Raw genomic sequence first — 23,910 nt, forward strand, 5'->3', positions numbered from 1 at the left:
AGAAAATCGAGAAAAAACCGGCAGGAATGGGCTAAATGAATCAGATTGAAACAGGGTGTTTCTTTATCCATTCTCTGCGGAATTATATGTTTATGTGGCGAGCATCTAGTGGCGTGCAATAGCTGCGGATCACGTGGCATCGCGCCGGAATCAGCGGAAATTCTTACGCTCGACGACGAGCGACGCCAGCTAGGTGATGTGATAGGTTTTTAAAAATTCGTCGAATTACCGATGAATAAGTCGACGAATATTTTTGAATTATTTTCGTTTTTCGTCGCCGGATTTTTTCCGCGTAATGTAGCCGTGTGGACGGCTGTCTTCAGACGCTCCGCTTCGATCGGTTGCGCTTCGATTCGCGTCGCCATATTCACCGAATTTCGCCCCGAACGGGCATAGGTCCGCGTGCATCGCGTTGATCGGACATCGACTGGGGGACCCGCCTTGCCTCGTTTCACGTTCAAAAGCTGGTTCGCGCCGACGGCTTGCATCGCCGGCGTCGTCACGGCACTGGCCGGTGTGCCGGCTTGCGCCGAAACCGCGCTGAACGCGAAGACCTCATGGATCGGCAACAGCTTTGGCTTTGGCGATGGCACATGGACGCAAATCAATATCACCGCGATCGCGGTCTCGCCCGACGGCAAGGTGTACACGAACGCGCCGTGGGACGAAAGCGGCGCCGAAGCGAGCGTGTACCAGGACGGCAAGATGCTCGGCTTCGCGGGCGGCACGCATGGCTGGGGCAACGCCGGCGGTAATGCGATCGCGGTCAACCGGAAGTATGCGTTCGTCGCGATCACGGTCGGCAATGAGAAGGGGCACCTGGTCGAACCGGGCGTGTGGCCGGACAAGGGCAAGCAATGGTTCGGCATTTCGCGGCGTCTGATCGACGATCCGAAGCGCGTCGCGCCGTTTCAGCGCGCCGCGAAGAACACGGACCCGCATGCGCAGCTCGCGGCCGGCTTTCTGATGATGAACGAAGTGCCGACCGGCACGAACGCGGAGATCCGCGGGCTCGCCGCGAACGACACGACGCTGTTCGCGGCCAATACCGCGCGCAATCGCATCGAAGTCTACGATGCCGAGTCGATGCAGCAGAAAGCGACGTGGAACGTGCACGAGCCCGGCCGTATCGCGCTCGCGCCCGACGGCACGCTATGGGTGCTGAGCGGCACCCGCGGCGATCGCGCGCCGGGTATCGAGCATTACACGGCAAGCGGTCAGCGCATCGACGAGACGGTCACGCTGCCGACCGGAACGGTCGCGGTCGACCTCGCCGTCGATGCGCAAGACCGCATCCTGATCGCCGACAACGGTCCGCGCCAGCAGGTGTTGTTCTTCACGAAGCGCGACGGCCGCTACACCGAGTCGGGCACGCTCGGCGAGCGCGGCGGCATTTTCAGCGGCGTCACCGGCAAGCCGGGGCCGTTGCGATTCAACGGGCTGACTGGCGTGGGTGCCGACGCGCGCGGCAACGTGTACGTGTCGACCAATGGCATCGGTCCGCGTTACGAGCCGATCGGCGCGGGCCTCGGCGCAACGCTCGAAAGCTATGCGGCGGACGGCAAGCGCAACTGGCAGGTCGAGGGGTTGCTGTTCGTCGACGGCGCGTGGATCGATCCGGGCCGGCCCGACAGCGTTTACACGGGCAACAAGCGCTTCGAACTCGATCTGTCGAAGCCGTCGGGACAGGACTGGAAATATGCGGGATTCCTCTCGAATCGGTTCAAGTATCCGGACGACCCGGTGTTCGATACCGACCAGTATCCGGGCCTGCCGATCGCCCGGCGGCTGAAGGGGCACACGTTCCTTTATCTGACCGACATGTATGCGGACCATCTGAAGATTTATCGCTTCGACCCGCAGCACGACGGCGAGACCGCGATTCCTTCGGGCTTTATCGCGGGCCGCGAGCGCGCGGTCGCGAAGGTGCCGAATGCGCCGCCGGGGGGTGACTGGATCTGGCGCGATGCGAATGGGGACGGGCGCTTCGATCGCGACGAATACACGCTGAACACGAGCGGCACGAAGCTCGCGGGCGGCTGGGGCTGGTGGGTCGATTCGGCTGGCGACATCTGGCGCACGCGGGACACCAAGGGCATCTACCGCTTCCGCTTCGGCGGACTCGATGCGAAGGGCAACCCGCTCTACTCGTACTCGAACCTGACGCAGTACCCGGTGCCGCCGCCGTTCACCGACCTGCATCGCGCGATCTATGAACCGGACACCGACACGATGTACGTGAGCGGCTATACGGCCGACATGCCAAGCGCGCAAGGCTTCTGGAAAGAAGTGGGACGCGAGCTGGTGCGTTACGACAAATGGTCGAGCGGCAAGCCGGTGCAGCGCTATGCGATTGCGCTGCCGTGGCAGACGCAGAGCAAGCCGATCGCGACGATCATCGGCTTCACCGTCGAGGGTCGATACGTGTTCGGCGTCGAGCCGGTCGGCGCGGTGCACGTGTGGGACAAGGACAGCGGCAAGGAGCTCGGCGTGATCCGGCCGGGCCCGGAAGTGGGCCGCGCGACAGGTTGGGTCGACGTGCCCAACGGAATCAGCGCGGCCAGGCGCAGCGATGGCGAGTACCTGGTGTTCGTCGAGGAAGACGCGCGCGGCAAGGTGCTGATGTATCGCTGGAAGCCTTGATATGCGTTGGCCTCGCTGACGCAGCACCGCGCGCAATCTAACCGCAACAAAGGGATTCGATGGACAAAGGCATTCTCAGGAACGTGGCGATCAATTTTTTCGGGCTCGTGCTGCCGACGTTCGTGTCGCTCGTGACGGTGCCGGCGTATATCCGGCTGCTCGGCGTCGAGCGCTACGGCGTGATCAGTCTCGTGTGGACGCTGATCGGCTACTTCGGGATTCTCGATCTCGGCATGAGCATGGCGGCACAGAACCATATTTCGAAAGCGCGCGCGTCGGGCGATCAGCAGGAAAGCGCGCGCGTGTTCTGGAGCGCGACGTGGCTCAATCTGGCGACCGGCGTGATCGGCGGTCTGATCATTTACTTCGGCGCGTTCCTGTACACCGCCTATTTCACCAAGGTATCGCCCGAATTGCAGCACGAAGTCTATATGGCGCTGCCGTGGCTCGCGGTCGCGATTCCGATCGCGAATGTGTCGTGGGTGTTCGCGGGCGCGATCAATGGCGCGGAACGCTTCGGCATCTACAACACGAACCAGACGATCGGCACCTTCCTGTTCCAGTTGCTGCCGCTCGGCGCCGCGCTGTGGCTCGGCGCGACTTTGCAGAACGTGCTCGCCGCGGCAGTCGTCGCGCGGATTCTCGCAGCGTTGCTGCTCGGGCGCTACGCGCTCAAAGTGCTTGAAATACGCAGCATTGAACCGCCGCGGCTCGGCGTCGCGAAGGGGCTGTTCAACTTCGGCGGCTGGATGCTGATCGCGAGCGTGACGACGATGGTCGCGGATTCGCTCGATCGCGTGATGCTCGGTTCACGGCTCGGCGCGCGTTTCGTCACGTATTACACGGTGCCGCAGAATCTCGTCACGCGTCTGAACATCGTGCCGACCGCGCTGGTGCGTACGCTGTTTCCGCGCCTGTCAGCGGTCGGCCGCGCGGACGCCGACACGATCACGCAGCAGTCGCTCGAATTTCTCAACGGCGTGTTCACGCCGGTCGCGCTCGTCGCCATGCTGGTGCTCGAACCGTTCCTGCACCTGTGGGTCGGCAATGAGATCGCGACGGTCGCGGCGCCCGTGGGCCGCATCATGATCGTCGCCGTGTGGCTCGTCGGTCAGGCGAACGTCACGCGCATCCTGATCCAGTCGCAGGTCAATCCCGCCACGGCCGCGCGGGTCGGCCTCGTCGAGCTGCCGCTTTTCGCCGGCGCGTTGTGGTTCGGGATCACGCATTTCGGGCTGACCGGCGCGGCCGTCACGGTCGCGGCTCGCGCGCTATTCGACTACGCGGTGCTGCTGCATTTCGCCGCGATCCGCGCACGCCAGATCGTCCTCGACATGCTCGCCCATCTCGCCTTTCTGCTCGCCAGCCTGTGGCTCGCGAGCTTCGTGCCGAGCCTCGCGCTCGCGATCGCCGCCGGCGTGCTGATGGTCGGCGCGAACGTCGCGTGGTCGATCACGATGACGCCCGCCTTGCGCACTCTTGCGCGTTCACTGCTACTGCGACTGAATCCGAGGAGAAGCGCATGAATCAAGACGTCCTTGAAAAAGATCTGTTGAGGCCCCCGACGCGCAGCGCGCTCGACGAACTGACGAGCGTGCCCGGCGTGCAACCGGCACCGCGCCGTCATGCGCAACGCGCGAGCAAAAACGTGCGCATCGCGATCGTGCACGACTGGCTCGTCACCTACGCGGGCGCGGAGAAAGTGCTCGAGCAGATCATCGCGTGCTTTCCCGATGCGGACCTGTTCAGCCTCGTGGACTTTCTCGACGATCGCAGCTTCCTGCGCGGCAAGCCGGTGACGACGTCGTTCATCCAGAAGCTGCCGCTCGCGCGCAGCAAGTACCGCTCGTATCTGCCGCTGATGCCGCTCGCGATCGAGCAGCTCGACGTGTCGGCTTACGATGTCGTGATTTCGAGCAGCCACGCAGTCGCCAAGGGCATTCTGACCGGTCCCGATCAGGTGCATATCAGCTACGTGCATTCGCCGATCCGCTATGCGTGGGATTTGCAGCATCAGTATCTGCAGCAGTCGAAGCTGACCAACGGCCCGAAGTCGGCGCTGGCGCGGCTGATTCTGCATTACATGCGCAACTGGGATATCCGCACGTCGAACTCGGTGGACGGCTTCGTGGCGAACTCGGCGTTCATCGCGCGACGCATCAGGAAGGTGTATCAGCGCGACGCGCAGGTGATCTTCCCGCCGGTCGACGTCGACGCGTTCACGCTGTGCACGAACAAGGAAGACTTTTATCTGACCGCGTCGCGCATGGTGCCGTACAAGAAAATCGATCTGATCGTCGAGGCCTTCGCGCAGATGCCCGAGCGCAGGCTCGTCGTGATCGGCGATGGACCCGAGATGGCGAAGGTCCGCGCGAAGGCGGGGCCAAACGTCGAGATCATGGGCTATCAGCCGTTCGAGGTGCTGAAGGACCGCATGAGCCGCGCGAAGGCATTCGTGTTCGCCGCCGAAGAGGACTTCGGCATTTCGGTGGTCGAGGCGCAGGCTTGCGGCACGCCGGTGATCGCATACGGCAAGGGCGGGGCGCTCGAAACCGTGCGCGACCTGTCCGAACCGAAGCCGACCGGCATGTTCTTCGATGAGCAGGATACCGACTCGATCATCGCGGCGGTCAATCGTTTCGACGAGGTCGCGCACCGTTTGCTGCCGGAAAATTGCCGCGGCAACGCCGAGCGGTTTTCGGCCGCGCATTTCCGTGAGCGCTTTTTCTCGCTTGTGCGCGCGTCGGTACCCGCGTTGCGCACGGCGACGCTGCCGGCCTATACGCCGTATCGGCCGGGCGCGCCGAGCGCGGCGAACGTGCCGCGCATTCTCGCCGTCGATCAGAGCGGCGTACTCGGCGGCGCGGAGCTGTCGCTGCTCGAAATCGTCAAGGCGCTGCGCTCGCGCATCGAAGTCGTGCTGTTCGACGATGGTCCGTTCAACACCGCGCTCGCGAAGGCCGGCGTCGAGGTCACCGTGCTCGATGCTGGTGCACTGAAAAATGTGCGCAAGCAGGGTGGTTCGCTGCCGAAAGGCCAGGCGCTGAAAGGGCTCATATCGCTCGTGCGCGCCACCGCAAGACGCGCGCGCAAGGTCGACGTGATCTACGCGAACACGCAGCGCGCGATGGTGATCGGCGCGGTGGCCGGCAAGCTCGCGCGACGGCCGGTGGTCTGGCATCTGCGCGACATCGTCAGCGCCGAGCATTTCGGCGGCAAGCAGCTCGCGATCATCAAGTGGTGCGCGCGGCTCGGCCTCACGCATGTGATCGCCAATTCGGCCGCGTCGGCGCAGGCGTTCGCGAAGCTCACGCAGTTCGACAGCGGTCGCATCGACGTCGTGTTCAACGGGATTGCCGCGGAGCCGTTCGACGCGTTGCGCGCGGTGCCGCAAGCCGTGCTGCGCGAGCGTCTGAATCTGCCGCGCGACGCCTTTCTCGTCGGCTCGTTCAGCCGGCTTGCGCGTTGGAAGGGGCAGCATGTGCTGCTCGAAGCAATGGTGCTCAATCCGCAGATGCATGCGGTGCTGGTCGGCGCGGCGCTGTTCGGCGAGGACCAGTACGAGAGCGAACTGCGCTCGTTCGTCGCCGCGCACGAACTTGGCGGACGCGTGCATTTTCTCGGCTTCCAGCACGATATCGCCGCCTGCATGTGCGCGGTCGACGCGGTCGTGCATACGTCGATCACGCCGGAGCCGTTCGGCCGCGTGATCGTCGAGGGCATGCTCGCGCAGCGGCCGGTCGTGGCGTCGCGCGCCGGCGGCGTGCTCGAAATCATCGACGACTACCAGAACGGCGTGCTGTGTACGCCGGGCGATGCGCATGCGCTTGCCGATACGCTCGCCGAATTGCGCTCGAACGGCGACTTGCGCGAGAAACTGGTTAAGAACGGTTATCGAACCGCGCAGGAGCGCTTCGGCACGCGCAGCTATGTGGATGGGGTCGCGCAGATTCTGACGGGCGTGGCAGCGCGGTGATGAGGTGATTTTACGCGAGGGTAGACGAGGGCTTGGCCAGTCCTTGCTTGGCGTAGCGGAGCGAAAGTCTTGAACGGCTTTCGCTCCGTTTTTTTTGTCGCTGTGCGGGTGGTGGAGTGATCCGCGCCAAATCCATGCGGCATGGCTGGGCGGCCGGTTTCCGTTAGTTGTCTGCGTCAGGCATGGGCAGATGATCCAGCCTGTTATTTGTTATTCGGGTCATGCAGTCTCGAAATGTCATATAACGCATTGACGCCTGACATGGTGAGTGCATATCAGCGTAACGCTCGTTATTGCGAAACGCTTGCCAATGTTGTTGATCCGCCTCGAAATATGGCAAAGCAGGCGATTCGTCGCTCAACTTCAAATCCGCATTGTTATTTTGGAGATCTTCTGGGATTAACGAAACATTTCTAATTACGGGAAAATAATAACATAAACAGTGAACCGTGTATCGCGTCCGCGCCACGAAGTCATAAAAAATCGACTATGTGATCTGGTATGCAACCAAGTCTCCGGGCTCGCCGTAGGCGTCCCAATATTCCCGCTTTCTTGCGGCTCGATTGGACGTTTTCTGAGCTACCAAGGTGCGCCGGGAAAATTGATCGGATAATCGGATCGCAGTCAATAGATTTAATTCGAAATAGAGTGATTTTGACAAACGCTGGCGATAGTTCTTGCTATCCAATTGTTGAGCGCGTGGTTCCGACCGCTACAGACAACAAAATACAGAATTGAGCCTTTTTGTTGTGTTGCTACACCGGAAAGATGCGCGTGAGCATGAGGTTCACATAACCATTATTGTCAAATCCGTCAAAAAAGCTTTATCTCAATTTAAAGTCGTTGACTGTGTCGTGCTTTAGATGGTTAATTCCTTGGGTGTGTTCTGAAAAATCAAGAAAGGTCAAATGGAACAGCCGGAACAGGATGAGATCGCGGGCAAGAAAGAGCGCCTGCGTTGCCGTATCACCGATTCAGTCGACTCAAACTTCCCGCCAATGCGGTCCGCAATGGCGCTGAACGCCGAAATCGGCGAATGGTTTCCATTCGATAGGCAACCACGCATACCATTAGTATTCACGAGATTTTTTGCGAAACCCGTGATTTCACGTCGGGAGGCGCCTCGAAGCTGTCAACGATCATTCATGAGTGTATGCACTTTACGGACACTTTTGGCAGCAAAGATTGGAAATATACGATCACCAAATTCTTGGCAATCTGGGGGCAAGAAAACCCACGGCAAGCAATTAATACCGCAGACAGCCTGGCCGGATACGTCGCATACGAATACTAAATTTGGTGCCTTGACATTTTGGCTGCTGTCTATCAGCGCACAGGCATGCAATACGTCTCATAATCTTCCCGGTCAAAATATCGATTTGTATTTTGAAAGAAATTCGACTCAGGTATCGGCGGGTCAAGTTTTAAAATTGGCAAATTGGGCCATCGACATGCGCCTTAAGTATCCTATTCAAGAGGTGCTGTCCATCGGTGGATTGGCCGAGGCAAGCGAAAAAGAACCGAAGAAATTGGCAGTGCAACGTGCGGATACTGCAAAGGCAATACTCATGCAGTTTGATCTTACTGAAACTTCATACGATGTCCGGGCTGGAATCTACAAGCCCCTTGATTATTTCGTCGAGCCGTCCGAAAAGGTCAGACGTGCGGAGATTGAACTATCCCCCGGTTGTCCTAATAATTGCTGCGACGGAAAGTGAAGCGAGCACGTCCTTTAGCAGGTTGCGGAAATGCACCCCGACCGTGCATGATTAATTCATCGGGTGTTTTTTTGGAAGATCAGCGGAGGTCAAATGGAACAAGAGAAACAGGATGAAACCGGGGGCAAGGAGGAGTGCCTGCTTTGCCGTATCACCTATTCAGTCTACCCAAACTTCGCGCCAATGCCGTCCGCAATGGCGCTGAACGCCGAAACCGGCGAATGGTTTCCATTCGATAGGCTGAAGTCGTATTCAAATGGTTACGAGATGGCCGAAGCTTTGGGTTACGCATGGGCGTGCGATTGTCGCGAGCGTGCCCCCGATCGGTTCAATGAGCGGTTCGAGCTAAGAGACTTCACTGGCAATCGACAGGCTGGGGTGTGTTACCGGATACGCGCCGGTTCAAGGGTCCTTGCGAAAGGTGTCACGGATGCCCAAGGGCGCACCCAGCGTGTTTCAACAGATAACGCAAAGCAGGTCTCGATCGAAGTTGCCGGGTCATAGGGCGCAGAGGAGTTGAGTCTTTTTGCTAAGGGAAAACAGATGACAAATGAATTTTTGAACAAAAATAGCCACTACTTCATGACCGACCAGAATGAAGAATGGACCGAGGTCGGCACAGCGATTACCAATGCAACTCCCGGGTCAATAGCCAATGTCATAATTAATACGACGCCTATCTGCCCAAACATGAGCAACAAGGAATTCAGAAATGACGTCATGCGGGCACGCGATGCCGGCGTTTCGTTGATTAGGGACCGCATTGCAGCAGTGGCACGTTGGGACGTAAAAGAGCGGGACCGAGCCGAAATCTATTTCGCTCGCGCGGATGACGAGATCCGAAGCACTTTGGCTGCCGGTCTACCGCGCCTGCTAACTGCGATGCAGGAGCTTGTGCCAGAAAAGATTGTTCGATGGGATAGCGAACTGAGCAGGAGTCTTACATGCTCAGTCGCGCCAGATAGCGGCGTCAATCACGCCGCAGTGTGCAAACCCGATTCCGAAAAGCGTGTTATCGCTATCTATTCGAAGTTTTGCAGTATCTCACAGGGCGAGTTGTTTCACGAGTGCAAGATCAAGACGTTGATTCACGAGTGTACCCACTATAGGGATACTTTTAATTCGATCGATGAGGTATATGCAGATACGGAGTCAGGAGCGAAGCATTTCGCAAAAAATCATCCTGATATCGCAATCAGAAATGCAGACAACATAACCGGCTATATTGCAACATTCGATGGGAGAAATATCAGATGAGCAAGAAGCTGAAAGTGAGGAGCAGTGTTGTGATCGTAGCGCTTGCCATTTTGACTTGTCTTTATGGATCGGCTGGCGCATGTACTATCGGGGAAGAAGCGGAGATAGCGCTGCCATTCAATACAACTGCGCTGACTAACGCAAACAGGCTCGCAATTACGGATGCTGTAATTGAGGCGAAAAAATGGCCCGACGTTCAGATTCAGGCGGTTATCGTGGCTGGCGCATATGCGGTAGAACGCAATGTGGATCAGTTGAAAGAAGACCGGGCTAGAAACGTCAAGGTGTATTTGCAGCAGCTTGGTATCAGAAGTGAAAACATTCTGATCGAGAAGCATACTTTCACAGATGAAATGGTAGTCAAGCGTCCTGATGGCACACTTAGTTACCGTCAGGTCTTCGTAGAGTTCAAGCCGATCTGTAACGGTAGCTGCGCCTGGATGTGCGGCGATCCAAGGGTGACGCCACGCAGCAAGGTTATCAACCCGTAAGCACACGAACACGGCTCCGCCGAAGCGGGGCCCATTCATAGACAGGTCAGGCAGGCAAGCGGCACCATCACGACTGGGCATAGGCGACATCGCCGATGAACTCGATGCCGGTAAGCACGAAGCCGTTAGCGATGGTCTTCAAAACTCGCTCAAGCCGCGATTGATTTTCCGTCTCGCCATGCCGCCATGAATACGGTGAGGGTGACCCGATGCCCTCGTTCTGCTAGCGCCTTCCACGCTTAAAACTCGCCGACCACTTCATCGCAGGCAATTCAACCAGCCGATAGAACACATAGGCGGACGGCACCGCGACCAGCATATAGCCGAACGACGGCCAGATCGACATCTGCAGCGACGAACGAAACAGCCATGCCGACAGCAGCACGAAGATCGGCAGATGGATCAGATACAACGAGAAGCTGAAGTCACCGACGCGGGACAGCAGGCGCGACAGCGCGTGCGACGCTGCGCGAAGCAGCGCGAGCCCGCCGCTCGCTTCGCGTTGCGGGTCATTGCGCACATCGAGCGCCTTGTACAGATAGCACGCGAAGCCGAGCGCCCATATCTGGAACGCGCCGTACTGACCGAAATGAAACGCGACGCAGCCGGCCGCGATCAAGGCCGCCGCGAGCGCGTACAGCGATGCAGGCGCACGCGCCGCTCGCGCGCTGCGCGCTTTGGCGTCGGCGATCCACGCGCCGAGCGTCCATGAGAACCAGTACGACGTGAAGAACTGCAGATCGTGGCGTTCCAACCCGTATGCGGACGCCACGTTGATCGCGCCGATGAGCGCAAGCACGGCGTTCATGCCGATGCGTCTGCGTAGCACGAACAGCAGCGGATAGATCGCATAGAACTGCACTTCGAGCGACAGCGTCCACAACGCACCGTTCGAGCCATAGGTTTTCCCTGCCACGCCCTGCAGCGAGAACAGATTGACCAGAAACGCGTGCAGACCGATGTCGCGAATCTTGTGGCTGACGGGTGGCAATTGCAGGCTCAATGAATCGAGCGCGAAAGTCAGCACCAGCGCCGCGAGCAACACGGGGTAAATGCGCGCGAAGCGCCGCAACCAGAAGTTGCCCGCATCGAGCCGGTAAGCGGGATTGTCCGCGAGCCGCAGCGCGCCGCCGCGATGGATGCAATAGCCGCTGATCACGAAGAACATCGGCACACCGGCCGAGCCCCAAGCGATCGGAAACGTCAGATATGCAGCAAGCGTACCGGGACTCAATGAATGTCCGGCGCTCTGATGAAACGCCTGCATGCCGACCCATACGATCTGGCGGCAATGAAAGTAGGCGACCAGCAGCGCGGCGAAGCCCCGCATCGCGTCGATCACGTGCTCCTTGCTGGCGCTGTCGATACGCGCATCGCCGCGCGCGCCCGCCGCGGGCGGGCTTGTTTGCCGGCGCGGCGGCGCAGGCAGGGGCAGGGACGAGCCGGCGGCATCCAGTGCTGGGTCGCTCATATGCGGTCCTCATCTGAATCGGGAAAAGAAGAATTGACGCGCAAGCAGCGTTCGAGCTGGCGTCTTACGAGCCCGCGACGCATCCATGCTAAAGCACAGCGATTCCGAAAAAATCGATAAAAAATTGCATTTCTGATTGGATGCCGAATAGATTTTGTGACGAATTGTAATTGCGCATCGGCGTATGCAACGCCGAATTATTTGTCGCTTTTGTCGTGCTAATTTAAGCCACGGATTTTCTGATTCGAGGTGAAGTCATGAACCTGCATTTACTGGCCGGCGTGGCCGTCCTGCTGATCCTGGTGGCCGCCTCCGCCTACCGGGATGCGTTGCGCAACGAGCCGATCCGTCGTCATCGCATGAACCCAGGCAAGCTCCCGCCGGTCGACGAACAGGAATGACGCGCTGTTGGACCGCTCGTTGAATCGCCGGGCGTGCAATGTCGACGGTCGCCCGAGAGGTAAGATTTTCGGATTCGTCATTAACGGCCGACAACACAATACGTAATAGTTTCATCAGTTTCTTCACAATACCGCATTGCAATAAATATGCGAATTGTCCGACCGCCAAGTGCGCGAACACACCAATTTCTAACCGATGTGGGAATGCCTACCATGCTGAAAGTCACCAAAGCCGTGTTTCCCGTAGCGGGCCTCGGGACACGATTCCTGCCGGCTACCAAAGCAAGTCCGAAGGAAATGCTGCCGATCGTCGACAAGCCGCTGATCCAGTACGCCGTCGAAGAAGCGATCGCCGCCGGCATCACCGAAATGATCTTCGTGACGGGCCGCAGCAAGCGCGCAATCGAAGATCACTTCGACAAATCCTATGAGATCGAATCCGAACTCGAAGCGCGCAACAAGCAGAAGCTGCTCGATCTCGTGCGCAGCATCAAGCCGGCCAACGTCGACTGCTTTTACGTGCGCCAGGCCGAAGCGCTCGGTCTCGGCCATGCGGTGCTGTGCGCCGAAAAACTCGTGGGCGACAGCCCGTTCGCGGTGATTCTCGCGGACGACTTGCTGCATAGTACGAAGCCGGTGATGAGCCAGCTCGTCGATACGTTCAATCACTATCACAGCTCGGTGATCGGCGTCGAAACGATCGCGCGCGAAGACAGCCGCTCGTACGGCGTCGTCGACGGTCGGGAGTGGGAAGACAACGTGATCAAGCTGTCGGGCATCGTCGAGAAGCCGGCGCCGGACCAGGCGCCGTCGAACCTCGGCGTGGTGGGCCGCTATGTGCTGATGCCGACGATCTTCAAGCACATCCGCGCGCTGAAGCCGGGCGCGGGCGGCGAGCTGCAACTGACCGACGCGGTGCAGTCGCTGCTGACCGAAGAGCAGGTGCTCGCGTACCGCTACTTCGGCACACGCTTCGATTGCGGCAGCAAGCTCGGCTATCTGAAGGCGACTGTCGAATTCGCGCTGCGCCATCCCGAGGTGAAGGCTGAATTCGAGGCGTATCTGCAGGCGTATCTGCAAAACGAAGTGTCAGGCGGCGAGGCGGCGCAATTGACGGCCGAAGCCGCGTGAACTGAGGTAGCCTGAAAGACAAACGGGCGTCGCATTGCGCGGCGCCCGTTGTCGTTTTCGGCCGGACGGCGTTACCGCTGTTTCTTCACTTCGAGCCGGAACTTGTGCAGCAACGGCTCGGTATATCCGCTCGGCTGCTGGCGGCCCTCGAATACCAGTGCCTGCGCGGCCTTGAACGCGATCATGTCGAACCCCGGCGCCATCGGCTGATACAGCGGATCACCCGCATTCTGCGCGTCCACCACTTTGGCCATGCGCTTGAACGTCTCTTCGACGAGCTCACGTTTGACCACGCCGTGATACAGCCAGTTGGCGATGTGCTGGCTCGAAATGCGCAGCGTTGCCCGGTCTTCCATCAGGCCGACGTTGTGAATGTCCGGCACCTTCGAGCAGCCGACGCCCTGGTCGATCCAGCGCACCACGTAGCCGAGAATGCCCTGCGCATTGTTGTCGAGTTCGGCGCGGATTTCGTCGTCGTTCCATTGCGCGTTTTCGACGACCGGAATCGTCAGCAGGCCGTCGAGCAGTTCGTCGCGCACCGTCGCGTAATCGGTGCGTTCGAGCTCCTGCTGGACCGCTTGCACGTCGACCTGGTGATAGTGCAGCGCGTGCAGCGTCGCGGCGGTCGGCGAGGGCACCCACGCGGTGTTCGCGCCGGCCTTCGGATGGCCGATCTTCTGTTCCAGCATCGCGTGCATCAGGTCGGGCATCGCCCACATGCCCTTGCCGATCTGCGAGCGGCCGCGCAAGCCCGCGCTCAAGCCGACCAGCACGTTGCTGCGTTCGTACGACGTGATCCACGTGCTCGACTTCATGTCGCCCTTGCGCATCATCGGCCCCGCTTCCATCGCCGAGTGCATCTCGTCGCCGGTGCGATCGAGAAAGCCGGTGTTGATGAACGCGACGCGCGCCGACGCTTCGGCGATACAGGCGAGCAGGTTCACGCTGGTGCGGCGCTCCTCGTCCATGATGCCCATCTTGATCGTGTTGCGCGGCAGCTTCAGCAGGTCTTCGACGCGCGCGAACAACTCGCTCGCGAACGCGACTTCGGCCGGCCCGTGCATCTTCGGCTTCACGATATAGATCGAGCCGGTGCGCGAGTTCAGCTTGTTGTGGCGGTCGCGCAGCGCGCACAGCGTCGTGATCACCGCATCGAGAATGCCCTCGGGAATCTCGTAGCCGTCTTTCGTCAACACGGCCGGGTTCGTCATCAGGTGGCCGACGTTGCGGATGAACAGCAGCGAGCGGCCATGCAGCTTGACCTGCGACTTGCCGTCCGCGCTGGTGTACTCGCGATCGGGGTTGAGCCGGCGCGTGAAGGTCTTGCCGTTCTTGGTGACCTCTTCGGTCAGGTCGCCGTTCATCAGGCCGAGCCAGTTGCGATAGAGCTGCACCTTGTCGTCGGCGTCGACGGCTGCGACCGAGTCCTCGCAATCGATGATCGTGGTGACCGCCGCTTCGACGACGATGTCCTTGACGTGAGCGGCATCGGTCTTGCCGATCGAATCGTTCGCATCGATCTGAATCTCGACATGCAGGCCGTTGTGCTTGACCAGCACCGCCGACGGCGCGCTCGCGTCGCCCTGATAGCCGACGAATTGCGCGGGTGTCGCGAGCGCGCTGGTGCCGCTCTTCAGCGCGACGACGAGCTGGCCATGTTCGACGCTATAGCGCGTCGCGTCCCCATGCGAGCCGTTCGCGAGCGGCGCGGCCTGATCGAGGAACTTGCGTGCATACGCGATCACCGCGGCACCGCGCACCGGGTTGAAGCCTTTCTGCTTTGCCGCGCCGTCCGTGTCGGGAATCGCGTCGGTGCCGTACAGCGCGTCGTACAGGCTGCCCCAGCGCGCGTTCGCGGCATTCAGCGCATAGCGCTGATTCGATAGCGGTACGACCAGCTGCGGGCCGGCCTGCTCGGCGATTTCGCTGTCCACGTGGTCGGTCGTGGCTTTGACGCTGGCGGGCACCGGCACGATGTAGCCGATCCCTTCGAGAAACGCCCGGTACGCGCCTGGATCGCGCACCGGGCCGGGATTGGCCCGATGCCAGTTGTCGAGTTCGCTTTGCAGGCGCTCGCGCTCGGCGAGCAACGTACGATTTTTGGGCGCCAGCTCGTGCACGAGGGCGTCGAAACCCGACCAGAAGGCGGCGCTGTCGATTCCGGTGCCGGGCAGGGCTTCGGTTTCAACGAACTGGTCGAGGTTGGCGGCGACCTGCAGTCCGCCGCGCGGGTTCATCTGAGTCATCGACTGCTCCATCTGTTGTGGGACCGATGAGGGGGCATCGGTCCGCGTTGTGCCACGGGATTGCTGTGCCGCTCGGCGCTTTAGACGCCGAGCGCCTGAATGCCCGCCTTCGCGATCTGCGCATCCTGCTCGGACTTGACGCCCGACACGCCGACCGCGCCGACCACGTGGCCGTCGACGATCACCGGCACGCCGCCTTCGAGCGTGCCCTGCAACGGCACGCTGAGGAACGCGGTGCGGCCGTTGTTGATCATGTCTTCATAGACCTTGGTTTCGCGCCGGCCGAGCGCCGCGGTGCGCGCCTTCTCGGTGGCGATATACGAGGTCGACGGCGCCGCGCCGTCGAGACGCAGCACCGCGAGCGGATGGCCGCCGTCGTCCGCGACCACGATCGCGACAGGCCACTTGTTCTTCTCGGCTTCCGCGCGGGCGGCATCGACAATGCGGGTCGTCTCGGTGACGGTCAACACGGGTTTGCTCAGCATCATGAATATCCTGTCTCGGTGATTGATGGGAGGGAGGGTAGCTGGTGCAGGCACGATCAGTGACTGGCGCGGCGTAGCTTGGGGAGATCGGGCAGTTCCGTTGCCAGGTTCGTGCGGCTCTCCGGCGCGCGCCAGATTCGACGATTTTACTTCCGCGCGAGGCAGCGCGAAACGGCGGCTTCCCCGGGCGGCTCGGCCCATGCGCCCGACACCGCCGCCGCAACGCCTGAAACCCGACCCGCGCACGGGCGGCGCGAACACCGGTTGGCCGCCCACGGACCGGTCGAAACCAGCGAAGGGCAGCCGAAACTGGCGATACGCTCGAAAAGAGGTTCGATGCGAATTCGACCTGACTCAGGTCGGTTTTCGGCACTCGTCCACGATGAGGCCAACCGGGGCGGCAGCGTTGACGATGATCGCGCTGTCGGTCCGGGGAACACGATATCGAGCCGGCGGTGCTACCCAGTCAGCGATCGGGGCGCGGCGATGAACGGCCATCGCGGAGAAATCCTTGCACCCGGTTTTCAGGACGATGTTCGAGCTGGGGTGGGCGATAGCAAGCTGGGCGAAGCCCAAACATATTCCAGCGCATAGTGCAGACAGCGTACGCATGATTTGTCCTCCTTGTGCGAGAGAACCAGGAACGTGCCCGTCAACGGTCTATCGGCTTCGCAGAGCAGGGCACTGCCGAGACCGAGATTGCGCCGCGCCGGCGGTAGCGAATCGATGGTTGGCTCGTTGAAGGCAGCGCACGCCTGGTACGCTTTCAATCTATGCAGTGCCGATTAAAGCAGGCTTAAAAGCTTTCTCCGTACCGCGCTACGACCGTCAAGGTTGGTGAACGCGCGTTGATGGGACTATAGTGCATGGCACGGTATGACATGATTGCCGAGGCCTGTTTACCCGGTCGAACGAGGCCACGGTGTTGTCATCCGAGGAGAGGCGGGATATGGACCCCACGAAGCTCGACGGCAATGAAGGAGATTCGGCGCCTCCTGAAAACGCGGAAGAAGTCGTGAAGCCGCTCGACCTGTATCGCATGAGCATGCTGGCGTTCTGCCTCGGGATCGTGACCGGTTTTGGCGCGGTCTTGTTCAGGATGCTGATCGGCACGATCCATAATGCGGCGTTTCTCGGACGTCTTTCGCCGCTGTACGACGCGAGCCAGTTTACCCCGCCGTCGCCGTGGGGCGCGTGGGTGATTCTCGTGCCGGTAGTGGGCGGCTTGGCGGTCACGTGGCTGGTCAACAGCTTCGCACCGGAAGCGAAAGGGCATGGCGTGCCGGAAGTGATGGACGCGATCTACTTCGGGGGCGGCGTGATCCGGCCGGTGGTCGCGGTCGTCAAGTCGCTTGCATCGGCGATCGCGATCGGCACCGGTGCGGCAGTGGGCCGGGAAGGTCCGATCATCCAGATCGGTTCCGCGCTGGGCTCGACGCTGGGCCAGTGGCTGCGGATACCCGCCAGTCAGCGGATCATTCTCGTTGCGAGCGGCGCGGGGGCCGGCATCGCCTCGACGTTCAATACGCCGATTGGCGGCGTACTGTTCGCGACCGAACTGATGATGCCGGAAATCAGCGTGGGGACCTTTCTGCCGGTTGCGCTGGCAACCGGCACCGCCACGTTCGTGGGGCGGCTATTCCTTGGCGGCGCGGCGGCTTTCCTGGTTCCCCCTCAGCTCGGCGCGCTCGATAACCATCTCGCGAGCGGGTTTACGCTGCTGCTTTACGCGCTGCTCGGGGTCGCCGCCGGCGTGGCTGCCGCCTTGCTGATACGCGCATTGCACTGGGCGGAGGACGCATTCGATCGCGTTCCGGGACGTTATGCGCGCCACACGCTAGGCATGCTGTTCGTCGGCGTAATGATGTATCTGCTGATGCGCTACGCGGGCCACTACTACGTGGAAGGCGTAGGCTACGCAACGATCCAGGCAACGCTCAATGCACAGTTGCAAGGCGGCCTGTTCCTGCTGCTGCTCGCGCTGTGCAAGATGGCCGCGACCTCGGTGAGCCTCGGCTCCGGTTCCTCGGGCGGCGTGTTCTCGCCATCACTGTTCATCGGCGCGACGTTGGGCGCCGCGATGGCGTCCCTATTCCATCTGCTGGTGCCGGCCGCTCCGGTCAGTGTGCCGGCATTCGCGATGGTCGGCATGGGGGCGGTGGTCGCGGGCGGCACGGGTGCCGCGATGACCGCAGTGGCGATGATCTTCGAAATGACGCGCGATTATGACATCGTGCTGCCGATGATACTTGCGGTCGCGTTCAGCATCGGCACCCGCCGGCTCCTCTCGCGCGAGACGATCTACACGGCGAAGCTCGTCAGACGCGGTCATGTCATTCCGAATGCGTTGCACGCCAATATGTTTCTCGTGCAAAGCGCGGCGGCGATCATGGAGGCCGACATACTGGTGCTCCGCGCGGACGTGCCGTTTCGCGATCTCCTCGACCGTATGGGCATCGCGCCGTTCCGGCACATCGTCGTCACGAAGGCGGGCATGCTGTACGGCGTGCTGCGTATCAACACGGGCCTGCGCCGCGCGGTCAGCCACGACAATCCGACGGTCACGATCGGGCAACTCGCGCATCGCAACTTCATCGTAGTGAAGCGCTCCGATGCGGCGTTCGAAGTGATCAGCGAACTCCAGCGGCGCCGAGCGGTCATGGCGGTGGTCGTCGCGGATTCTGCCGTGGACGGCGCGTTCGATGTTTTCGGCGTTATTGCGAAGGAGCATATTGCGGACGCCGTCGCGCGAAGTATCGACATTTTTCCGCGCCGGGACCGTGGGTGGATCGCGCCGTCAACGCAATCCGTGCGCGTCAACGATGCTTCGCATACCGCGCACGGCAAGGCTTTCAAGGTGAGCGACAGTGAAGCTGAAAACTGAGTGGCATACGTTGCGCGAGTGGTTCAAGACGGCTGCGCACGCTGCACAGTCCGGTACCGCGCCGGAGGGCCGCTCGGCCGATGCGCTCCCCGACCCACGCGAGTGGGTGATCGTCTACCGCACCGCGCGCGGATTCTGCTGCATGTACCGGGGCGAGCCGGTCGAATTCGACGAGATGCTGGACGTGCAGATATGGTCGGAGGAAGAGGACGTGCGGCTTTGGTTCTTCGGACTTTGAACCGCTCCGCGCGTCGTGCGCTGCGCAGTTAGCGGTACGCGCGTCCACGGCCGCACTAATTTCGGTACCATACGGCGTTATTTTCAGTCCCTCGTCTTTACCGAAAACTGCGCTCTCACGTGCGTGCAACCATGCCTATCATCAGCGAGCTGTTCGTCTATCCGATCAAATCCTGCGCCGGCATCGCGCTTGGCGAGGCGCGCCTGCTGGCGACCGGCCTCGAATACGACCGCAACTGGATGATCGTCGATCCTGAAGGCGCGATGTTCACGCAGCGCGCGTATCCGCGCATGGCCTTGATCAAGGCCGAAATCGGCGAGCACGATCTGATCGTGAGCGCGCCGGGCATGCGCGAGCTGCGCACACCGCTCGATGTCGCGCGGCTCGCGGCTGCCCCAAAGATCGACACCGCGGTGTGGCGCGACGCGGCCTACGGGCTCGACACCGGCGCGGAAACGGCGGCCTGGTTCACGGAGTTCCTCGGTCTGCCCGCGCGCCTGCTGCGTTTCGATCCCGAGCGCGAACGCATCGTCGATCGCGACTATACGGACAGCACCGGCGGCGCCACGACCTTTTTTGCCGATGGCTTTCCGCTGCTGGTGGTCGGCCAGGCTTCGCTCGACGATCTGAACGCGCGCCTGAACGGTAAAGGCGCGCCGTCGATCGGGATCGATCGCTTTCGGCCCAACATCGTGCTCAGCGGCCTCGATGCGTATGAAGAGGACTATGTGGAGACGCTCGCCGTCGACGCCAATGCGGACTCGAGCGCGCGCGTCGAGTTGCGTCTGGTCAAGCTGTGCTCGCGCTGCCCGATGCCGACCATCGATCAGGCGCGCGGCGCACCCGATCCCGATTGGCCGAACGAGCCGACCGACACGATGCTCGGCTACCGCGTGAGCGAACGCTTCGACGGCGCGGTCACGTTCGGCAACAACGCGCTGGTCGCGAGCGGGGCGGGGGCCTGGCTGCGGATCGGGCAGCAAATCGATGCGGAACTGGGGTTCGGCGACTGAGCCTGTCAGGCCGCCCGCACAACGGATAACGCGGGCAGCATCTTCCCACCTTGTTCGCCGCGGCGTTCCCGCTCCCAGCATGGCGCTTCGGCGCTCTCGCCGACAGCGTCTCCCACCAGAATCACCGCGGGACTGCCGAAGCCCGCGCCGAGCGCATCGGCGGCGAGCCGGTCGAGCCGCGTCAACAGGCGCCGCTCGTCGATGCCGCCCGCCCATTGCACGACCGCGGCCGGCGTGTCCGCCGGCAGATGCGCGAGCAACGCGGCGGCGATGCCGTCGATACGCCGCATTCCCATATAGATCGCGAGCGTCGTGCGCGTCGCGGCGAGCGCGGCCCAGTCCGGCTCGCCGTGATCTTCGGTGTGGGCGGTGACGAAGCTCACGCCGTGGCAATGCCGCCGATGCGTGAGCGACACGCCTAGGGCCGCCGCAGCGGCGAAGCCCGACGAGATGCCGTTGACGATCTCGACCGCGAGGCCTGCGTCGCGCAGCACCGCGAGTTCCTCGCCCGCGCGGCCGAACAGCAGCGCGTCGCCGCCTTTGACGCGCACCACGTGCAGACCCTTGAGCGCATAGCGGCGCATCAGTCGCTCGATGAACGCCTGCGGCGTCGAGCGGCAGCCACCGCGTTTGCCGACGCGAATCACGCGCGCCTGCGGCGCGAGCGTGACGATGTCCGGATTCGCGAGGTCGTCGAGCAGCACGACGTCGGCCGCCGCGAGCGCCTTGACGGCCTTCAGGGTCAGCAAGTCGAGCTCGCCTGGGCCCGCGCTCAGCAGCGTGACCTTGCCGGTGTCGGTGTTCATCTTCATGTCCTTGTGCCGTTTGTTTCTCGTGGCTCGAAACGAAAACGGCGTCCGCTCGTGGAGATCACGAGGGGACGCCGTTGTCCGTTGCATTGCCTGTTGCCGGGTTGAGTCTGCGCACCGCGGCCACGTTGCCGCGATGACGTTGCGCAGGGTCAACGCAAGGACCGGGCCATCGACCGGATCAAGGCGCGCAAGTCCTTGCCGCGCGCTGCGATTCACGCGGAAAACGTGATGTCGATGGCGCGCGCGTGCGCAGTCGTTTCGCACGTCCGCAGTGCTGCGTCGCACCATCGCTGTGCTTTGCCGCATCAAAACGCGTCGCGCGCGGGGTGCGCTCCGACACCGTGCGATATGCCGCGAATCCCCGCCACACCGCGCTCGGCGGCGCATTGATTCAACTTGGCACGGCCTTTGCAACAAGCGTTGCCATCGGACCAACGTCGGTTCGCCGCGCCTGCAGCACCACTGCACGCGCTCCGCAGCACCGAATAGGACAACGGCGTCCCCCGGATTCAGCCCTCGGCTGGGTTCGCGGGACGCCGTTTTTATTTTCGCAACCGCTTTCGCCAGACACCAGAGGACAGCGCGCTCATGAAAATCATCGTTATCGGCCACGGGATGGTCGGCCACAAACTGGTCGAATGCCTGGCGCAACAGGCCGCGCACGATCTCGACATCACGGTGCTGTGCGAAGAATCGCGACCGGCCTACGATCGCGTGCATCTGTCCGAGTTCTTCGCCGGCAAGAGCGCCGATGACCTGTCGCTCGTCGAGCCTGGCTTTTTCGAGCGCCACGGCGTGCAGCTGAAGCTGAACGCGCGGGCTGTCACGGTGGACCGCGACGCGCGCACGGTGACGGTCTCGAACGGCGAAACGCTGCCGTACGACCGCCTCGTGTTCGCGACCGGCTCCTATCCGTTCGTGCCGCCGGTGCAGGGCCGGGAGCGCGGCGACTGCTTCGTGTATCGAACCATCGACGATCTCGAAGCGATGCGCGAATGCGGCGCTCGCTCGAAAACGGGCACGGTCGTCGGCGGCGGCCTGCTCGGTCTGGAATGCGCGAAGGCGCTGCGCGACATGGGCCTGCAAACGCACGTGGTCGAATTCGCTCCGCGCCTGATGGCGGTGCAGGTGGACGACGGTGGCGGCCGCGTATTGCGCAGCCGCATCGAAGAACTCGGCGTCACGGTGCACACGCACAAGAACACGACGGCGATCGTCGACGGTGAAGCGGGCACGCACCGTATGCAGTTCGCCGACGGCAGCCATCTCGACACCGACATGATCGTGTTCTCCGCGGGCATTCGTCCGCGCGACGATCTCGCGCGCGCATGCGGCCTCGAACTCGGCGCGCGCGGCGGCATCGCCATCGACGACGCGTGTCGCACCAGCGATCCGCACATCTACGCGATCGGCGAGTGCGCGCTCTGGCACGGCCAGCTGTTCGGCCTCGTCGCGCCCGGCTACGAGATGGCGCGCGTCGTCGCGAAGCAGTTGCTCGGCGACACGGCCGAATTCGCGGGCGCCGACATGAGCACCAAGCTCAAGCTGATGGGCGTCGACGTCGCCAGCATCGGCGACGCGCACGGCACTACGCCGGGCAGCCGCACCTATCAGTTCAGCGACGAACGCAAGCAGGTCTACAAGAAGCTCGTCGTGTCCGACTGCGGCAAGCACCTGCTCGGCGGCGTGATGGTCGGCGACGCGAGCGAATACGGCACGCTGCTGCAGATGATGCTGAACCGCATCGAGCTGCCTGAGTCCCCCGAATTCCTGATCCTGCCGCAAGCGGACGGCAACGCGAAACCGGCGCTCGGCGTCGAGGCATTGCCCGCGGCCGCGCAGATCTGTTCATGCAACAACGTGTCGAAGGGCGCGCTGTGCGCGGCCGTCTGCTCGGGCGCGACCGACATCGGCGCATTGAAGAGCGCGACCGGCGCGGGCACGTCGTGCGGCGGCTGCGTGCCGCTCGTCACGCAGGTGATGAAGGCCGAGATGAAGAAGCAGGGTCTCGCGGTGAACAATCACCTCTGCGAGCACTTCCCGTATTCGCGCCAGGAGCTGTATCACCTCGTGCGCGTCGAGGGACTGCGCAGTTTCAACGCGCTGCTCGCGAAGCACGGCCGCGGACTCGGTTGCGATATCTGCAAGCCGGCGGTCGCGAGCATTCTCGCGTCGTGCTGGAACGAATTCGTGCTGAAGAAGGAGCACGCGTCGCTGCAGGACACCAACGACTACTACCTCGCGAACATCCAGCGCGACGGTACCTATTCGGTCGTGCCGCGCATGCCTGGCGGCGAAGTGACGCCCGATGGCTTGATCGCGGTCGCGCAGGTCGCAAAGAAATACGGCCTCTACACCAAGATCACCGGCGGTCAGCGGGTCGATCTGTTCGGCGCGCGCGTCGAGCAATTGCCGCTGATCTGGGAAGAGCTGATCGCGGCCGGCTTCGAATCGGGGCACGCGTATGGCAAATCGCTGCGCACCGTGAAGTCGTGCGTCGGCTCGACGTGGTGCCGCTACGGCGTCGGCGATTCGGTCGGTCTCGCGGTCGAACTCGAGAATCGCTACAAGGGGCTGCGCACGCCGCACAAGATCAAGTTCGGTGTGTCGGGCTGCACCCGCGAATGCGCGGAAGCGCAGGGCAAGGACGTCGGGGTGATCGCGACCGAGAAGGGCTGGAATCTCTATGTATGCGGCAACGGCGGCATGAAGCCGCGTCACGCGGAACTGCTCGCCGCGGACCTCGATAAGGCGACGCTCGTGCGCTACATCGACCGCTTCCTGATGTTCTACGTGCGCACCGCCGATCGCCTGCAACGCACCAGCGTGTGGCGCGACAACCTCGAAGGCGGGCTCGCTTATCTGATCGACGTGATCGTCGACGATCGCCTCGGCGTCGCTGCGGAACTCGAATCGGAGATGCAGCACGTGGTCGCCACCTACGAGTGCGAATGGAAGAAGGCCGTCACCGATCCCGAGACGCGCAAGCGCTTCCGCCATTTCGTCAACAGCGGCGAGTCCGACGGCAACGTCGCGTTCGTCGAGGAGCGCGGACAGATCCGGCCGGCTACGCCGGACGAGCGGCAGGTGCAGCGCATCGCGATTCCAGTCGTCGTCGAGACGGTTTGATCTCGGCCAATCCCA

The 23,910-nt window shown here is 62.0% G+C and carries 19 protein-coding genes; 13 read left to right on the forward strand and 6 right to left on the reverse strand.

Annotated features, from left to right (window positions below; all coding sequences use genetic code 11):
- The first annotated feature begins 441 nt into the window (after nucleotides 1-441).
- Genes BJG93_RS07785 through BJG93_RS07795 form a run of 3 tightly spaced genes read left to right on the forward strand, consistent with a single transcriptional unit; the run spans nucleotide 442 to nucleotide 6,619 of the window.
- Nucleotides 442-2,643, forward strand: a complete 2,202-nt coding sequence (locus BJG93_RS07785) for an NHL repeat-containing protein (RefSeq protein ID WP_027197739.1) — start codon at nucleotides 442-444, stop codon at nucleotides 2,641-2,643.
- Nucleotides 2,644-2,702: 59 nt separating this feature from the next.
- Nucleotides 2,703-4,169 carry a flippase gene (locus BJG93_RS07790; protein WP_027197740.1) on the forward strand — a complete coding sequence of 489 codons (1,467 nt, stop codon included), beginning with the start codon at nucleotides 2,703-2,705 and terminating at the stop codon, nucleotides 4,167-4,169.
- Nucleotides 4,166-6,619: a glycosyltransferase family 4 protein gene (locus BJG93_RS07795; protein WP_027197741.1), complete on the forward strand. Its 2,454-nt coding sequence runs from the start codon at nucleotides 4,166-4,168 to the stop codon at nucleotides 6,617-6,619. The genes BJG93_RS07790 and BJG93_RS07795 overlap by 4 nt, the downstream gene beginning before the upstream one ends.
- Before the next feature lie 163 nt (nucleotides 6,620-6,782).
- Here BJG93_RS07795 and BJG93_RS36395 read toward each other — a convergent pair whose 3' ends face one another.
- Entirely contained in the window at nucleotides 6,783-7,088 is a 306-nt protein-coding gene (locus BJG93_RS36395) for a lysozyme inhibitor LprI family protein (RefSeq protein WP_407675291.1), read from the reverse strand.
- 439 nt (nucleotides 7,089-7,527) lie between these two features.
- Between BJG93_RS36395 and BJG93_RS36695 the strand changes: the two genes are divergently transcribed.
- The 4 genes from BJG93_RS36695 to BJG93_RS07815 all read left to right on the forward strand — a co-directional run bounded on the left by BJG93_RS36695 (nucleotide 7,528) and on the right by BJG93_RS07815 (nucleotide 10,085).
- Nucleotides 7,528-8,337: a hypothetical protein gene (locus BJG93_RS36695; RefSeq protein ID WP_231337477.1), complete on the forward strand. Its 810-nt coding sequence runs from the start codon at nucleotides 7,528-7,530 to the stop codon at nucleotides 8,335-8,337.
- A gap of 93 nt (nucleotides 8,338-8,430) precedes the next feature.
- Entirely contained in the window at nucleotides 8,431-8,841 is a 411-nt protein-coding gene (locus BJG93_RS07805) for a hypothetical protein (protein ID WP_027197742.1), read from the forward strand.
- Between the two features lie 39 nt (nucleotides 8,842-8,880).
- A complete protein-coding gene (locus BJG93_RS07810; RefSeq protein WP_231337446.1) occupies nucleotides 8,881-9,594 on the forward strand; it encodes a M35 family metallo-endopeptidase in 714 nt (237 codons plus the stop codon).
- The gene (locus BJG93_RS07815) at nucleotides 9,591-10,085 is read left to right on the forward strand and encodes an OmpA family protein (RefSeq protein ID WP_027197744.1); all 495 of its coding nucleotides are present in this window, start codon (nucleotides 9,591-9,593) and stop codon (nucleotides 10,083-10,085) included. The genes BJG93_RS07810 and BJG93_RS07815 overlap by 4 nt, the downstream gene beginning before the upstream one ends.
- A gap of 223 nt (nucleotides 10,086-10,308) precedes the next feature.
- Here BJG93_RS07815 and BJG93_RS07820 read toward each other — a convergent pair whose 3' ends face one another.
- The gene (locus BJG93_RS07820) at nucleotides 10,309-11,556 is read right to left on the reverse strand and encodes an acyltransferase family protein (RefSeq protein WP_027197745.1); all 1,248 of its coding nucleotides are present in this window, start codon (nucleotides 11,554-11,556) and stop codon (nucleotides 10,309-10,311) included.
- A gap of 257 nt (nucleotides 11,557-11,813) precedes the next feature.
- On the opposite strand from BJG93_RS07820, the gene BJG93_RS07825 reads away from it, so the two are divergent.
- Together BJG93_RS07825 and galU are read left to right on the forward strand one after the other, a co-directional pair.
- Nucleotides 11,814-11,957, forward strand: a complete 144-nt coding sequence (locus BJG93_RS07825) for a hypothetical protein (RefSeq protein ID WP_167544146.1) — start codon at nucleotides 11,814-11,816, stop codon at nucleotides 11,955-11,957.
- A 213-nt stretch (nucleotides 11,958-12,170) separates the two neighbouring features.
- Nucleotides 12,171-13,088, forward strand: a complete 918-nt coding sequence (galU, locus tag BJG93_RS07830) for a UTP--glucose-1-phosphate uridylyltransferase GalU (RefSeq protein WP_051374395.1) — start codon at nucleotides 12,171-12,173, stop codon at nucleotides 13,086-13,088.
- A gap of 71 nt (nucleotides 13,089-13,159) precedes the next feature.
- Here galU and BJG93_RS07835 read toward each other — a convergent pair whose 3' ends face one another.
- The 3 genes from BJG93_RS07835 to BJG93_RS07845 form a co-directional block, all read right to left on the reverse strand.
- The gene (locus BJG93_RS07835; RefSeq protein WP_027197746.1) at nucleotides 13,160-15,334 is read right to left on the reverse strand and encodes a malate synthase G; all 2,175 of its coding nucleotides are present in this window, start codon (nucleotides 15,332-15,334) and stop codon (nucleotides 13,160-13,162) included.
- Between the two features lie 80 nt (nucleotides 15,335-15,414).
- Nucleotides 15,415-15,819: a heme-binding protein gene (locus BJG93_RS07840; RefSeq protein WP_027197747.1), complete on the reverse strand. Its 405-nt coding sequence runs from the start codon at nucleotides 15,817-15,819 to the stop codon at nucleotides 15,415-15,417.
- 354 nt (nucleotides 15,820-16,173) lie between these two features.
- Nucleotides 16,174-16,431 carry a hypothetical protein gene (locus BJG93_RS07845; RefSeq protein WP_154671825.1) on the reverse strand — a complete coding sequence of 86 codons (258 nt, stop codon included), beginning with the start codon at nucleotides 16,429-16,431 and terminating at the stop codon, nucleotides 16,174-16,176.
- Nucleotides 16,432-16,768: 337 nt separating this feature from the next.
- On the opposite strand from BJG93_RS07845, the gene BJG93_RS07850 reads away from it, so the two are divergent.
- From BJG93_RS07850 to BJG93_RS07860, 3 genes are all read left to right on the forward strand, one after another.
- Complete coding sequence (locus BJG93_RS07850; RefSeq protein WP_027197749.1) at nucleotides 16,769-18,703, forward strand: chloride channel protein; 1,935 nt, start codon at nucleotides 16,769-16,771, stop codon at nucleotides 18,701-18,703.
- Nucleotides 18,687-18,941: a hypothetical protein gene (locus BJG93_RS07855; protein WP_082194635.1), complete on the forward strand. Its 255-nt coding sequence runs from the start codon at nucleotides 18,687-18,689 to the stop codon at nucleotides 18,939-18,941. Before BJG93_RS07850 ends, BJG93_RS07855 begins: the two co-directional genes overlap by 17 nt.
- A gap of 131 nt (nucleotides 18,942-19,072) precedes the next feature.
- Nucleotides 19,073-19,954: an MOSC domain-containing protein gene (locus BJG93_RS07860; RefSeq protein WP_027197750.1), complete on the forward strand. Its 882-nt coding sequence runs from the start codon at nucleotides 19,073-19,075 to the stop codon at nucleotides 19,952-19,954.
- Between the two features lie 5 nt (nucleotides 19,955-19,959).
- Here the strand turns inward: BJG93_RS07860 and cobA are convergent, their stop codons facing one another.
- On the reverse strand, nucleotides 19,960-20,760 hold the full coding sequence (cobA, locus tag BJG93_RS07865) for a uroporphyrinogen-III C-methyltransferase (protein WP_027197751.1): 801 nt from the start codon (nucleotides 20,758-20,760) through the stop codon (nucleotides 19,960-19,962).
- A 594-nt stretch (nucleotides 20,761-21,354) separates the two neighbouring features.
- Between cobA and nirB the strand changes: the two genes are divergently transcribed.
- Nucleotides 21,355-23,895, forward strand: a complete 2,541-nt coding sequence (gene nirB, locus BJG93_RS07870) for a nitrite reductase large subunit NirB (protein ID WP_027197752.1) — start codon at nucleotides 21,355-21,357, stop codon at nucleotides 23,893-23,895.
- Nucleotides 23,896-23,910 lie beyond the last annotated feature (15 nt).

It is taken from the genome of Paraburkholderia sprentiae WSM5005 (assembly GCF_001865575.2).
GTDB classification, from domain to species: Bacteria; Pseudomonadota; Gammaproteobacteria; order Burkholderiales; family Burkholderiaceae; genus Paraburkholderia; species Paraburkholderia sprentiae.

What these genes read in the sequence shown, in the direction of transcription:
- BJG93_RS07790 (WP_027197740.1), top strand. Translation starts at nt 2,703, where the DNA reads ATGGACAAAGGCATTCTCAGGAACGTGGCGATCAATTTTTTCGGGCTC.
- BJG93_RS07795 (WP_027197741.1), top strand. Translation starts at nt 4,166, where the DNA reads ATGAATCAAGACGTCCTTGAAAAAGATCTGTTGAGGCCCCCGACGCGC.
- BJG93_RS36695 (WP_231337477.1), top strand. Translation starts at nt 7,528, where the DNA reads ATGGAACAGCCGGAACAGGATGAGATCGCGGGCAAGAAAGAGCGCCTG.
- BJG93_RS07805 (WP_027197742.1), top strand. Translation starts at nt 8,431, where the DNA reads ATGGAACAAGAGAAACAGGATGAAACCGGGGGCAAGGAGGAGTGCCTG.
- BJG93_RS07810 (WP_231337446.1), top strand. Translation starts at nt 8,881, where the DNA reads ATGACAAATGAATTTTTGAACAAAAATAGCCACTACTTCATGACCGAC.
- BJG93_RS07815 (WP_027197744.1), top strand. Translation starts at nt 9,591, where the DNA reads ATGAGCAAGAAGCTGAAAGTGAGGAGCAGTGTTGTGATCGTAGCGCTT.
- BJG93_RS07820 (WP_027197745.1), bottom strand. Translation starts at nt 11,556, where the DNA reads ATGAGCGACCCAGCACTGGATGCCGCCGGCTCGTCCCTGCCCCTGCCT.
- BJG93_RS07825 (WP_167544146.1), top strand. Translation starts at nt 11,814, where the DNA reads ATGAACCTGCATTTACTGGCCGGCGTGGCCGTCCTGCTGATCCTGGTG.
- galU (WP_051374395.1), top strand. Translation starts at nt 12,171, where the DNA reads ATGCTGAAAGTCACCAAAGCCGTGTTTCCCGTAGCGGGCCTCGGGACA.
- BJG93_RS07835 (WP_027197746.1), bottom strand. Translation starts at nt 15,334, where the DNA reads ATGACTCAGATGAACCCGCGCGGCGGACTGCAGGTCGCCGCCAACCTC.
- BJG93_RS07840 (WP_027197747.1), bottom strand. Translation starts at nt 15,819, where the DNA reads ATGCTGAGCAAACCCGTGTTGACCGTCACCGAGACGACCCGCATTGTC.
- BJG93_RS07845 (WP_154671825.1), bottom strand. Translation starts at nt 16,431, where the DNA reads ATGCGTACGCTGTCTGCACTATGCGCTGGAATATGTTTGGGCTTCGCC.
- BJG93_RS07850 (WP_027197749.1), top strand. Translation starts at nt 16,769, where the DNA reads ATGGACCCCACGAAGCTCGACGGCAATGAAGGAGATTCGGCGCCTCCT.
- BJG93_RS07860 (WP_027197750.1), top strand. Translation starts at nt 19,073, where the DNA reads ATGCCTATCATCAGCGAGCTGTTCGTCTATCCGATCAAATCCTGCGCC.
- cobA (WP_027197751.1), bottom strand. Translation starts at nt 20,760, where the DNA reads ATGAACACCGACACCGGCAAGGTCACGCTGCTGAGCGCGGGCCCAGGC.
- nirB (WP_027197752.1), top strand. Translation starts at nt 21,355, where the DNA reads ATGAAAATCATCGTTATCGGCCACGGGATGGTCGGCCACAAACTGGTC.